At 57.6% G+C, this 11,763-nt stretch carries 11 protein-coding genes and 1 other annotated feature; of the genes, 3 read left to right on the top strand and 8 right to left on the bottom strand.

Translation table 11 applies throughout. The features are described 5' to 3' along the window. Nucleotides 1-69 precede the first annotated feature (69 nt). Both MTP43_RS10915 and MTP43_RS10910 read right to left on the bottom strand, forming a co-directional pair. A complete protein-coding gene (locus MTP43_RS10915) occupies nucleotides 70-642 on the bottom strand; it encodes a hypothetical protein (RefSeq protein WP_015537523.1) in 573 nt (190 codons plus the stop codon). 128 nt (nucleotides 643-770) lie between these two features. Continuing rightward, nucleotides 771-908 (bottom strand): hypothetical protein, encoded by a 138-nt coding sequence (locus MTP43_RS10910; RefSeq protein WP_005920549.1) that lies wholly within the window; start codon nucleotides 906-908, stop codon nucleotides 771-773. A 298-nt stretch (nucleotides 909-1,206) separates the two neighbouring features. On the opposite strand from MTP43_RS10910, the gene MTP43_RS10905 reads away from it, so the two are divergent. Continuing rightward, a complete protein-coding gene (locus MTP43_RS10905) occupies nucleotides 1,207-1,776 on the top strand; it encodes a biotin transporter BioY (RefSeq protein ID WP_044959543.1) in 570 nt (189 codons plus the stop codon). A 70-nt stretch (nucleotides 1,777-1,846) separates the two neighbouring features. On the opposite strand, the gene argF is transcribed toward MTP43_RS10905, so the two are convergent. Together argF and MTP43_RS10895 are read right to left on the bottom strand one after the other, a co-directional pair. Continuing rightward, a complete protein-coding gene (argF, locus tag MTP43_RS10900; protein ID WP_113620843.1) occupies nucleotides 1,847-2,842 on the bottom strand; it encodes an ornithine carbamoyltransferase in 996 nt (331 codons plus the stop codon). A gap of 93 nt (nucleotides 2,843-2,935) precedes the next feature. Next, nucleotides 2,936-3,415, bottom strand: a complete 480-nt coding sequence (locus MTP43_RS10895) for a deoxycytidylate deaminase (protein WP_113620844.1) — start codon at nucleotides 3,413-3,415, stop codon at nucleotides 2,936-2,938. 658 nt (nucleotides 3,416-4,073) lie between these two features. Between MTP43_RS10895 and MTP43_RS10890 the strand changes: the two genes are divergently transcribed. Further along, nucleotides 4,074-6,158 (top strand): elongation factor G, encoded by a 2,085-nt coding sequence (locus MTP43_RS10890; RefSeq protein ID WP_113620845.1) that lies wholly within the window; start codon nucleotides 4,074-4,076, stop codon nucleotides 6,156-6,158. A gap of 160 nt (nucleotides 6,159-6,318) precedes the next feature. Here MTP43_RS10890 and asnB read toward each other — a convergent pair whose 3' ends face one another. Both asnB and MTP43_RS10880 read right to left on the bottom strand, forming a co-directional pair. Then, the gene (asnB, locus tag MTP43_RS10885; RefSeq protein WP_173016298.1) at nucleotides 6,319-7,905 is read right to left on the bottom strand and encodes an asparagine synthase B; all 1,587 of its coding nucleotides are present in this window, start codon (nucleotides 7,903-7,905) and stop codon (nucleotides 6,319-6,321) included. 51 nt (nucleotides 7,906-7,956) lie between these two features. Next, nucleotides 7,957-8,219: a binding site (T-box leader), on the bottom strand. 13 nt (nucleotides 8,220-8,232) lie between these two features. Then, nucleotides 8,233-8,718 carry a Fur family transcriptional regulator gene (locus MTP43_RS10880; RefSeq protein ID WP_097785660.1) on the bottom strand — a complete coding sequence of 162 codons (486 nt, stop codon included), beginning with the start codon at nucleotides 8,716-8,718 and terminating at the stop codon, nucleotides 8,233-8,235. 373 nt (nucleotides 8,719-9,091) lie between these two features. On the opposite strand from MTP43_RS10880, the gene MTP43_RS10875 reads away from it, so the two are divergent. Next, on the top strand, nucleotides 9,092-9,751 hold the full coding sequence (locus MTP43_RS10875; protein ID WP_113620847.1) for a GntR family transcriptional regulator: 660 nt from the start codon (nucleotides 9,092-9,094) through the stop codon (nucleotides 9,749-9,751). 193 nt (nucleotides 9,752-9,944) lie between these two features. On the opposite strand, the gene MTP43_RS10870 is transcribed toward MTP43_RS10875, so the two are convergent. Further along, nucleotides 9,945-10,757, bottom strand: coding sequence for an ABC transporter ATP-binding protein (locus MTP43_RS10870; protein WP_055186389.1), 813 nt, complete (start codon nucleotides 10,755-10,757; stop codon nucleotides 9,945-9,947). Between the two features lie 7 nt (nucleotides 10,758-10,764). Further along, nucleotides 10,765-11,709, bottom strand: a complete 945-nt coding sequence (locus MTP43_RS10865; RefSeq protein WP_005920518.1) for an ABC transporter permease — start codon at nucleotides 11,707-11,709, stop codon at nucleotides 10,765-10,767. Between the last annotated feature and the right edge of the window lie 54 nt (nucleotides 11,710-11,763).

The following is an 11,763-nucleotide window of genomic DNA, read 5'->3' as shown; positions in this document are numbered from 1 at the left end:
ATCCTGTCGGTTTACCGGTCAGTATACCACGGAATCGCAGAAAGTAAAAGAGGGGAGGGTGCTCCTTCTTTATTTATAGACCCTTTGCAGCAGCGCCAGCCGCTCGGAGAGAAAGGTCTCGGCTTTGGGGTGATGCAGCCAGCATTTGCCGTCGGTGCTGTGCACCAGCTTCTGCGCCAGTGCGGCGGGGGCAGTGTCGATAGCCATCACGTCCTGCATGGTCAATTGCAGGGTGAGCGCCGCCGGAACATCCGGCAGCGGCGGCAGCGGGTCCTCCCACACAAAGGGCGGCAGCAGCTGCACCGCCACGGTCAGGCGGGTGCACTCCTCGGTCAGCAGCAGTGCGGCGGGGGTGCCATCCTGCTGCACCTGTAGGCTGCTATATAAAAGCTGCATCCGGGCAGGGGAGAGCAGCCGGGTCAAGCCCTCTGCCGGAGCTGCCGCAAGCTGCAGATACCCGGCAGCTTCCTCCCGGTAGATGCGCCGGGCAGGGGCTTGCAGCCCTGCGTAGAGGGCGGGCAGCATAAAGCTGCCGCTTTTTTCCAGCGCCTGCTGCGCCAGCAGATAGAACTCGGTCAGCGGGTACGCCGCATCCGGCTGCGGCATCCCGAAATCCGGCCGCGATACATGACCTCCACCCATGGGAACCTCCTTGACAAAACACGATGGTGCGATTATACTATAAACAGAAGGGGCGCTGACTGCAAAGGTCAGCTTTCCATCCAGCATTAGTCAAAAAGATTGACCGCTAGTTTGGTAGACTGGGGCGGTCAATCTTTTTTGTTGTCATCGTTTTTCTTCTGCGAAGCTTTATCCATGACCTCAAGGGTCAGGCGAATTACCTCAATGATCAATCCCAACAGCGTAAGAATGACCATCAGCAGGTTCAGCATCTCCGACAGATCCATCTGACATCCCTCCCTTCGCCTTCAGGGCTTGGGGAGACTTGGCTCAAAAAAGTTCTCCTCCCACAAGCCGCTGGTTTGTTCCATGTACAGGAAGAAGCAGTGCTGCGGGATGGGAAAGCATGACCACCGATTATGCAATCAGCGCCGTATTCTTAGAATATCATATTTTTTGACGGATTACAATATATCTATTGATTGTAAACCCTTTGCAAACTTTTCCGTTGACCTGTGGCGCACCGGTGCGGTATACTCGGGCACAGATGCCTTACAAAACGAAAAAACAGAGGGAAAACTGACCATGAAAGACAAAAAACTGACTACCTATCAGATGGCTGTCACCGCGGTGATGGCTGCCGTGCTGTGCGTGCTGGGCCCGCTGACCGTGCCTATCGGAGCCGTGCCCATCTCGCTGGCAAACTTTGTTATCTGCCTGACCGCATGGCTGCTGGGGCCGAAGTTCGGCACCCTGAGCGTGGTTATCTATCTGGCACTGGGCGCCATCGGCATTCCGGTGTTCTCCGGCTACGGTGCCGGCCTTGCCAAGCTGGCAGGCCCTACCGGCGGCTATCTGGTGGGCTATCTGCTGCTGGCCTTCATCGGCGGGATGTTCATTGAAAAGAGCAAGGGCAACCCGGTGGTCTCCGCTGTGGGTCTGGTGCTGGGCGATGCCGCCTGCTATGTGCTGGGCACGGCATGGTTCGTGTTCCAGATGCAGTGCGAGCTGGGCTACGCGCTGACCGTCTGCGTCTACCCCTTTATTGCGCTGGATCTTGCAAAGATCGTGGTGTCCTGCATCGTGGGTGCGCTGCTGCGTAAGCGCCTGACGCAGGCAGGCGTGCTGAAACTGCAGAATGCAGTTTCGGAATGATCGCTGAGCGGAAAATTATTATTAGATAGAATAAGCCCGGAGGGTCTGTGAACCTTCCGGGCTTATCTCTTTATTCCTGATATCCCAAGGTGGCTGCCATGACCGCCTTGATGGTGTGCATCCGGTTCTCGGCCTCGTCGAACACGATGCTCTGGGGGCCTTCGAATACCTCGTCGGTCACCTCCATGGCGTCGCGGCCAAAGCGCTCACCCATCTCCTTGCCCACGGTGGTCTTGTGGTCGTGGTAGGCGGGCAGGCAATGCATAAATACTGCATCCGGGCCTGCAATATTCATCAGATCCTGATTGATCTGGTAGGGGGCAAGATCATGGATGCGCTCTGCCCACACCTCAACCGGTTCGCCCATGGACACCCACACATCGGTGTACAGCACGTCCGCGCCCTTTGCTGCCTTGACGGGATCCTCCTCAAAGGAGAGGGTCGCCCCGGTCTGGGCGGCAATGGCCTGACACTGCTCCACCAGTGCGGGATCCGGCTGGTACTTTTTGGGGGCGCAGGCGGTAAAGTGTAAGCCCATCTTGGCGCAGCCTACCATCAGGCTGTTGCCCATGTTGTAGCGGGCGTCGCCGAAGTAAACGAAGTGGATGCCCTTCAGATGGCCGAAATGCTCCTGAATGGTGAGGAAATCGGCTAAGATCTGGGTGGGGTGAAACTCATTGGTCAGGCCGTTCCATACCGGAACACCGGCGTAGTTTGCCAGATCCTCCACGATCTGCTGGCCGTAGCCACGGTACTCGATGCCGTCAAACATCCGTCCCAGCACCCGGGCGGTGTCGGCGATGGACTCCTTTTTACCGATCTGGCTGCCGGAGGGGTCCAGATAGGTCACTTCCATGCCCAGATCGTGGGCGGCCACCTCAAAGCTACAGCGGGTGCGGGTGGAGGTCTTTTCAAAGATCAGAGCAATATTTTTGCCCCGCAGCTGGTCATGACGGATACCGGCCTTCTTTTTGGCCTTCAGGTCAGCGGCCAGCTCCAGCAGCTGCCCGATCTCGGCAGGGGTGTAGTCCAATAGCTTCAAAAAGCTGCGATTTTTCAGTTCCATTGTATATTTCCCTCTCTATGCAAACGCTCTTGAATATTTATTCAAGCTATGATTCTATTATAGTACGTTGCATCGGGAAGGTCAAGAGGAAGCTTACAGCTCCAGCTCTACCCGGCGTCCGGTGGGCTTATAGGGGGTCAGCCGGACACCGGCGTGCTCGAACATGAACCGCGCCGCAATGCTGGAATCGCTGTCGTGGTACTTGTCGCCGTAGTACACCACCTCGGCAATGCCGGACTGGATGATGGCCTTGGTGCACTCGTTGCAGGGAAACAGGGTCACATACACCCGGGCACCCTTCAGGTTGTTGTGGGCGCTGTTGAGAATGGCGTTCAGCTCGGCATGGCAGACATACATATACTTGGTCTGCAGAGGCGCGCCCTCCCGCTCCCAAGGCATCTCGTCATCGTTGCAGCCCATGGGCATCCCGTTGTAGCCCAGAGAAAGGATCTTATTTTCCGGGCTTACGATGCACGCACCCACCTGACTGTTGGGGTCCTTGGAGCGCATGGCGGTAAGCAGCGCAATGCCCATAAAATATTCGTCCCAGTTGATATAATCCTCGCGCTTCATCGCGTAAAACCTCCTGCCTCTTCCGGCGGGTCTGCGACTTGACAAACCCGGAAAAATAGACTATACTACGAATAGAAAGAGCGCTGACTGCAATGGTCAGCTCCTCATCCGGCTAATCAGTCGTAAAGAATGACCGCTTGCTTTCTGAGGGCATGAGCGGTCATTTCTTTTTGCCGTTGGAAATCGTCCATGCGATCTCGAAGGTAATGTAGATTGCTCCGCCAAGAAGCGTGAGCAACAGCACGACCTGTTCGAACGTCATGAGGCATCCCCCCTTTCCGCTTTCGCGTCAGGGGAAGCAAAAAGTTTTTCGTCCCCCTCTGGCGCGCAGCCGGAAGGAACTAGACCACCGATTATGCAATCAACGCCCTTACCGCCGAAGCGGCACTTACAGCATACCACAAAAACCGCATATTTGCAACGAAAACTCCCGGCTCCGCGCCTGTACGCGCTGCCGGGAGTTCTGCTTTTTCTGCCCGCCCGTTTTGCACCCGAATGTCAACTTGCACAAAACAGTGCCCGGAAGTTTGGCAGGCGTTTTTGCTAAAATTTGAAACGATATATTTAAAAATCGTTTCGGATGTGGTATTATCTTTGTAAAATATGCCACAAAAACGGAGAGAACGCTCCGTGCGGCGGAAATGAGGGAAAAACCGATATGAAATACGCAAGCAACAACATCCGCAATATTCTGATTGCCGGCCATGCCGGCAGCGGCAAGACCACGCTGACCGAAGCACTGGTCTATTTTTCGGGCGCTGCCGAGCGTATGGGCCGGGTTGAGGACGGTACCACGATTTCGGACTTTGATCCCGAGGAAGCAAAGCGCAAGGCCAGCCTGTCGGCGTCCGTTGTGCCGGTGGAGTACGAGGGCATCAAGTACAACCTGATCGATGCACCGGGTCTGTTCGACTTTGAAGCAGGCGAGTACGAGGGCATCCGCGCCGCCGAGAGCGTGCTGGTGTGCGTGTCCGGCCGCAGCGGCGTTACTGTGGGCGCAGAAAAGGCGTTCCAGCTGGCCCGCAAGAACGGCAAGGCCACCATGGTGTTCGTGTCCAAGTGCGATCTGGAAAACGCCAACTACTTCAAGATCCTTGAGGATATGAAGATCCGCTTCGGCTCCACCATCTGCCCCTGTGTCGTGCCTGCAAAGCTGGATGACGGCACCCCTGTGTACATCAACCTGTTCAGCCAGAAGGCCTTCAAGTACGAGGGTGGCAAGCAGATTCAGGTAGACCTGCCGGACATCGGCCACCGTTTCCAGGGCCTGATCGAGGCCATGAGCGAGGCCATTGCAGAAACCGACGATGAGCTGATGGAAAAGTTTTTCGGCGGCGAACCCTTTACCACCGAGGAGATCGTGGAGGGTATGCGCAAGGGCGTTAAGGACGGCCTGATCACCCCCGTGTTCTGCGGCAGCGCCGTGAATATGCAGGCACTGGATATGCTGCTGTTCAATATGCACAAGCTGCTGCCCAGCCCGGAGCACGAGGCCAGCACGCTGGCTGAGGACGCCAACGGTGAGCCGGTGGAACTGCACTGCACCGAGGATGAGCCCACTGCCGCCTACGTCTTTAAGACCGTGGCCGACCCGTTCGTGGGCAAGCTGAGCTATCTGCGTGTTATCAGCGGCAAGGTGACCGCAGGCGAACCGCTGACCAACGCCCGCACCGGCGAGGTGGAAAAGATCACTAAACCCCTGACTGTCCTTGGCAAGAAACAGATGGAGAACGACGGCATCGGTGCCGGCGATATCGGCGCAGTGGCAAAGCTGGTGAGCGCAAAGACCGGCGATACTCTGTGCGATGCAGACCGCGTGGTCAAGCTGCCCGCCCCTGTGTTCCCCAAGCCCAGCCTGTTTATGGCTGTTACCGTGGCCAAGAAGGGCGACGAGGGCAAGATCTCCAGCGCACTGGCACGCCTGATGGAAGAAGATCCCACTCTGTGCTACATCAACAACGCCGAGACCCATCAGCAGGTCATCGGCGGCTTGGGCGAGCAGCATCTGGATGTGGTCAAGGCCAAGCTGAAGAACAAGTTCGGCGTGGAGATCGGTCTGGAAGCTCCCCGCATTGCCTACCGCGAGTCTATCCGCAAGGCCTGCCAGAAACAGGGCCGCCACAAGAAGCAGACCGGCGGTCATGGCCAGTTCGGTGACGTTATCATCAACTTCGAGCCCTGCGACAGCGAGCAGGTGGTGTTCGAGGAAAAGGTGTTCGGCGGCAGCGTGCCCAAGAACTTCTTCCCCGCCGTAGAAAAGGGCGTGCGTCTGGCTGCCGAAAAGGGCGTGCTGGCCGGTTACCCCGTGGTCGGCCTGAAGGCCACCCTGCTGGACGGCAGCTACCACCCGGTGGACAGCTCTGAAATGGCCTTTATCATGGCTGCAAAGTTGGCCTATAAAGCCGCTATGCCGGAGGCCGGCCCCGTCATTCTGGAGCCCATCCACACCCTGAAGGCCCATGTGCCGAACGACAACACCGGCGATATCATGGGTGATGTGACCAAGCGCCGCGGCCGTGTGCTGGGCATGGAGCCGGACGAGGACGGCTTGCAAACCATCATTGCCGAGGTGCCGCTGGCAGAGCTTGCAAACTTTACCACCTTTATCCGGCAGACCACGCAGGGCCGTGGCTGGTTCACCACCGAGTTCGCCCGTTACGAGACCCTGCCCGAGATGCTGGTGCCTGCCGTTGTGGAGCAGGCCAAGAAGCTGGGCAATCTGGACGAAGCCGCAGACGACTGAGCTCTGAACCCCTGATTTGACATTTCCCCGAGCCCCCGCCGACACTTTTTTCCCTCTGTCGGCGGGGGCTTTTTTGCGTAAAAATGGAACACCGGAGCGTCCGCAGATGCTCCGGTGTTCCGAAATCATAAAAAGTTTTCTGCTGAAAAATGCTCTGGCGTTATACGCCGGAAGCACCATAGTTTGCCAGCACGCGGGCAGAGGGGTCGTTGACGTTGCAGCCCGGCCATGCTTTGTTGGGCATCCAGAAGCCCACGATGGTGCGGCTCTGGTCGTGGTAATACTTCTCAAAAATTTCGCGGTAGAACAGGCTCTCCTTGGTAAAGGGCATGCAGTGTGCCGAGTAGTTTGCCCGGCGCATCTGGAACTCCTCCTCGGTGTACAGGCCCTCGGCGTACTCCTTGATGTCGTCCACCATGCTGTGGCCTACGGCGTCCGAGAAGGCGGCCTTTTCGCGCCACAGGATCTCCGGCGGCAGCCAGTCGCCCTCAAAGGCCTTGCGCAGCAGGTACTTGCCCTTGCCGTAGCGGTTCAGCTTCTTTTCCGGGTCGATGGCCATGACGTAGCGCACAAAATCCAAATCGCCAAAGGGCACGCGGGCTTCGATGCTGTTGGAGGAGATGCAGCGGTCTGCCCGCAGCACATCGTACATGTACAGCTCCCGGATGCGCTTCTGGCTCTCCTGCTGGAAAGCATCGGCGGTGGGGGCGTAGTCGGTGTATTTGTAGCCGAACAGCTCGTCCGAGATCTCGCCGGTCAGCAGCACACGCACATCGGTCTGCTCGTGAATGGCCTTGCACAGCAGGTACATGCCCATGCTGGCGCGGATGGTGGTGATATCCCATGTGCCCAGCAGCCGGATGACCTCTTCCAGGCTGCTGAGCACCATCTCACGGTTGATGATGATCTCGTGGTGCTCGCTGCCAAGATAGTCCGCAGTCTGCCGGGCATATTTCAGGTCGATGGCATCGGTGTCCATGCCGATGGCAAAGGTGCGGATGGGCTTGCCCAGCTTCTTGGCGGCAATGGAGCACACCAAGGAGGAGTCGAGCCCGCCGGAAAGCAGAAAGCCCACGGGCGCATCGGCGTCCAGCCGCTTTTCCACACCGGCGATCAGCTTCTCGCGGATGTTCTGCAGGATGGTGGGCATATCGTCCTGCATGGGGGCGGGCACATCGGCAATGTCCTCGTAGCGCACAAAGCGGCCGTCGCAGTAGTAGCTGCCAATGGGGAAGGGACGGATATCATCGCACCAGCCGATGAGGTTGCGCATCTCGGAGGAAAAGGCAATCTTGTGGCTGGACTTGGAGTAGCCGTAGAACAGCGGACGGATGCCGATGGGGTCGCGGGCGGCGATGAGCCGATCCTTGCGGGAATCGTACAGGATCAGCGCAAACTCCGCGTCCATGTGGCGGAACATATCCAGCCCGTACTCGTAGTACAGCGGCAGCAGGATCTCGCAGTCGCAGTCGGAGCAGAACTTATAGCCCCGGCGCTTTAAGATCTCTTTTTCGAACCGAAAGCCGTACAACTCGCCGTTGCACACCACGCAGTCAGCGCCCCGGTAAAAGGGCTGCATCCCCTCCGGGGTCAGTCCCATGATGGCAAGCCGCCCAAAGCCCATCAGGCCGTAGGGACCCTCCACCACCCGCTGGTCGTCCGGCCCGCGGTCCACGGTGCGCAGCAGATACTCTTTGAATTTTTCGGCACTCAGGTCGTGCCCCGTATAACCCATAACACAACACATACTTCTTACCCCTCTTAAAATAAAAAAATACGGCAGCCATTCATCCCATAGTCCTAGGACGAATATGCTGCCGTATCCGTGGTGCCACCTAAATTACCGGCATACGCAATACGCCGGTCACTTTTGTGCGCTCTCCCCGTTGAAAGCACTGCCGCGATAACGAGCGGCGCACGTCTGCCCCTACTGCTGCACACGCAGGTTCAGGGAGCGGCTCACGGGTGTTCTTCGGGCTTCGTTTTCTGCGCGGTTTCCAGCATCCCGCACTCTCTGTAAGAAAAGGGTGAAACCTTACTTTTCCCGGTCAACGCTTTTATTGTCTGCATTGTATCACGGGTTTTTGTCCGTGTCAACACAGCAGGCGCATTTTTTTGCAGGCTGTTCTTCCGCTGCGGACGGTGCCGCGTTCTGCGCGCAATGACGGCACAGCCCGTACAGCACACTGCCCTCGCATTGCAGGGTAAAGCCGTGCTCTGCCATCAGGTGAGCGCGCACCTCATCCATAAAATGGCAGTCCAAGTGATAGATGCGCCCGCACTGCACGCACTTGAGGTGCAGGTGCTCCCGGCAATGGCGCCCCTCGTCCACATACTGGAACACCGCCCGCTCGCCTTTATCGGCTACATATTTCATAATGCGCTGCTCGCCGGCAAGCTTGTCCAGATAACGGTATACAGTGGTGGGGTTGGGGCTTGCGCCCTGTGCCTCCAGATGCTCCAGAATGTTGGAGGCACTTACTGCGTGCTGGCAGTTGTTGATGAGGTAATCTAAGATGAGTTGCCGGGTGCGGGTGTTGTAGCCATCGCTTCGTGCCATGAGAGTTTCGGTCCTTTCCGGTGTAGATGTGTTGTTTTTTACCCCTATTATAGCACAGTTTGCGCTTGGATGCAAAAGAAGCGGGCGGAAAGTCGGCCTGTTTGGCGACAAGCACAAAAAACATTGTAAAAAGTAGCAAAATCGAGGCGTAATCTTTGTATAAAACGGAAAACACTCCAAAGTTAAGCAAAAAGTCTTGTAAAAAATGCCCTGATGTGAAATAATGTATTAGATAAAGTGGTTGGATTGCAGCCGGGATACAAGCTGGCTGAACATGAAGAAGAAACCGGCAGCGGTGGGTTTGTGCTGCCGGTTCGGACGTTTTGGAACGTTTTTTGGAGAAGAAGACAAAGAAGAATAGGAGAATGTGCTTATGAAAGAGCAGGACGCACAGGCAAAGCTCAGCCTGAAGCTGCAGGCGTACCAGTACCTCAAAACCAAAATCTTGAACTGCGAGTACCGCCCCAACGAGTTTCTGAACGAGCAGAAACTCTGCGCCGAGATGGGCAACATCAGCCGCACCCCCATGCGGGATGCGCTGGGGCGTCTGGAGCAGGAGGGGCTGATCACCATTCTGCCCAAAAAGGGTCTGATGGTCTCCGGCATCACCGAAGAGGACGTGCACAGCATGTTTGAGATGCGTCTGCTGGTGGAGCCCTACGCTCTGCGTACTTACGGCAATGCCATCCCCCGGGAGCAGCTGGAGGCCTACACCGAACTGATGCACCACAGCGAGCGCATCGAGGACTTCTGCAAGTCGGACGACGACTTCCACGAGCTGCTGATGAGCACCCTGCCCAACAAGTATCTGCGCTCTGCCTACGACCGCATCACCGGCCTGAACACCCGCTTCCGCATCATGACCGGCAAGGTGAGCATGATCAATCAGGAGCAGACCTGTGAGGAGCATCTGCAGATTCTGGATGCTGCTCTGGCAGGGGACTGGGACGGCGCTGCCATGGCGCTGCAGCACCATCTGGAGCTGGCCCGCGATAAAGCCGAGGGCGTCATCAAGGTCATCCGCCTGTGGTAAAAGAATAAAAATTATAAGGTCTGCTGCACCGCACGGTGCAGCAGACCTTTTGCCTTTTGTCAGCAGAACGATTCAGAATGGCCGCCGCGTGCGCTTTGGCCATAATCAGCGGAATTGTTATTTATAATATACGAACAGCCAAGCCTGCGGGCTTGGCTGTTCGACTTTTCACAAGAGGAGAAAAACGGCAGGCTTATTTCTCCACCTTGCTCAGCAGGATACGGTCATTATCCAGATTTTTGCCAGCATTCTCGCGGAACTTTTCCAGCAGATCGTCCACGGTCATTTTGCTGCGTGCTGCGCCCTTTACGTCAAACACGATGCGCCCGGCGTCCATCATCAGGGTGCGGTTGCCCAGTTCCAGTGCCTGATGCATATTGTGGGTCACCATCAGGCAGGTGATCTTTTTCTCGGCCACGATGCTCTTGGTCAGCGCCAGCACCTTTTCGGCGGTGGCGGGGTCCAGCGCGGCGGTGTGCTCGTCCAGCAGCAGCAGCTTCGGGGTGACAAGGGTAGCCATGAGCAGGGTAAGCGCCTGCCGCTGCCCGCCGGAGAGCAGCCCCACCGGCTGCTTCATGCGGTCCTCCAGCCCCATGTCCAGCAACGCCAGCTTTTCGCGGAAGAGCGCCTTATCCTTGCGGGAGATGCGGGAGAAGATGGCGTTGGGCGCAGTGCCTGCCCGCAGGTAGGCCAGCGCCAGATTTTCCTCAATGGTCATGTTGGGCGCGGTGCCCTTGAGCGGGTCCTGGAACAGATGTCCGATGACCTTGCTGCGCTGGTGCTCCGGCGCAAAGGTGATGTCCTGCCCGCCCAGCAGAATGCTGCCCTCGTCGGCGATAAAGCCGCCGGTGATGGCATTGAACAGGGTGGATTTGCCCGCGCCGTTGGAGCCTACGATGGTGGCAAAATCTCCGGCTTCCATCTGCAGGCTCACCCCATTCAGCGCCACTTTTTCGTTGACGGTGCCGGGGTTAAAGGTCTTGTGCAGGTCGTTCAGTTGCAGCATTTCCATGTTACTGTCCCTCCCTGTTGGTCACGGTGCGGCGGGCACGGGCAGCGTGCCGCCGCTTTTCAAAGGCGAAGTGCTCCCGGATGGCGGGCATGGAGATGGCCACTGCCACGATGATGGCCGATACCAGTTTCATGGCGGCGGCGGGCACGTTGAACCGCAGCGCCACCGCCACGATAAAGCGGTACAGGCAGCTGCCGAACACCACGCCAAGGATGCGGCGCAGCATGGTGCGCTTGCCTACCAGCGTCTCACCGATGATGAGGGAAGCCAGTGCAATGGTCACCATGCCGGTGCCCACGTTGATATCGCAGCTTTTCTGGTACTGTGCCAGCAGCCCGCCGGACAGTGCACACAACGCACCGGATACGCACAGACCCACCGTGATGGTAAAGGCGGGGTTGATGCTGGAAGCCCGCACCATGGCGGCGTTATCGCCGGTGGCGCGGATGGAAAGCCCCAGCCGCGTGCCCAGAAAGCCCAGCATCGCCGCGCAGGCGATGGCAATGACAACTGCCGCCAGCGCCAGCTTGTACCAGCTGCCCAGAAAGCTCAGCGAAGTTTTTGCCATGGAGAAGATGGTAGGGGTCTTGACCAGCGACATGGTGGAAGAGAAGCCCATCACCGCCAGATTGATGGTGTACAGGCCGGTGTTGACGATGATACCGGCCATGATGCTTTCCACCCCGAGCCTTGTCTGCAAAAAGGCGGTGACAAAGCCGGAGCACACTCCCGCAGCCATAGCTGCCGCCAGCGCAAGGATGGGGTGGCCGGTCAGCGCCACCTGACAGGCCACGGCGCAGCCCAGCGTAAAGCAGCCGTCGGTGGAAAGGTCGGCAATATTCAGGATGGAGTAGCTGAGAAACAGCGCCAACGCCACCAGTCCGTAGATGCAGCCCAGCTCCAGCGCTGTCTGCAAAACGTTGAGGGAAAAGATACTCGCCAGCATGGTGTATGCTCCTTTTATGTTATTTTGAATGCGCACCGCATTGCTCTGCGGAGT

The organism is Faecalibacterium sp. IP-1-18, from assembly GCF_023347355.1.
Lineage (GTDB): Bacteria > Bacillota > Clostridia > Oscillospirales > Ruminococcaceae > Faecalibacterium > Faecalibacterium prausnitzii.
This window is presented reverse-complemented; position numbering and strand designations above follow the sequence as displayed.

What these genes read in the sequence shown, in the direction of transcription:
- MTP43_RS10875 (WP_113620847.1), top strand. Translation starts at nt 9,092, where the DNA reads ATGAAAGAGCAGGACGCACAGGCAAAGCTCAGCCTGAAGCTGCAGGCG.
- MTP43_RS10915 (WP_015537523.1), bottom strand. Translation starts at nt 642, where the DNA reads ATGGGTGGAGGTCATGTATCGCGGCCGGATTTCGGGATGCCGCAGCCG.
- MTP43_RS10895 (WP_113620844.1), bottom strand. Translation starts at nt 3,415, where the DNA reads ATGAAGCGCGAGGATTATATCAACTGGGACGAATATTTTATGGGCATT.
- MTP43_RS10880 (WP_097785660.1), bottom strand. Translation starts at nt 8,718, where the DNA reads ATGGCACGAAGCGATGGCTACAACACCCGCACCCGGCAACTCATCTTA.
- MTP43_RS10870 (WP_055186389.1), bottom strand. Translation starts at nt 10,757, where the DNA reads ATGCTGCAACTGAACGACCTGCACAAGACCTTTAACCCCGGCACCGTC.
- MTP43_RS10905 (WP_044959543.1), top strand. Translation starts at nt 1,207, where the DNA reads ATGAAAGACAAAAAACTGACTACCTATCAGATGGCTGTCACCGCGGTG.
- MTP43_RS10910 (WP_005920549.1), bottom strand. Translation starts at nt 908, where the DNA reads ATGGATCTGTCGGAGATGCTGAACCTGCTGATGGTCATTCTTACGCTG.
- MTP43_RS10890 (WP_113620845.1), top strand. Translation starts at nt 4,074, where the DNA reads ATGAAATACGCAAGCAACAACATCCGCAATATTCTGATTGCCGGCCAT.
- argF (WP_113620843.1), bottom strand. Translation starts at nt 2,842, where the DNA reads ATGGAACTGAAAAATCGCAGCTTTTTGAAGCTATTGGACTACACCCCT.
- asnB (WP_173016298.1), bottom strand. Translation starts at nt 7,905, where the DNA reads ATGTGTTGTGTTATGGGTTATACGGGGCACGACCTGAGTGCCGAAAAA.
- MTP43_RS10865 (WP_005920518.1), bottom strand. Translation starts at nt 11,709, where the DNA reads ATGCTGGCGAGTATCTTTTCCCTCAACGTTTTGCAGACAGCGCTGGAG.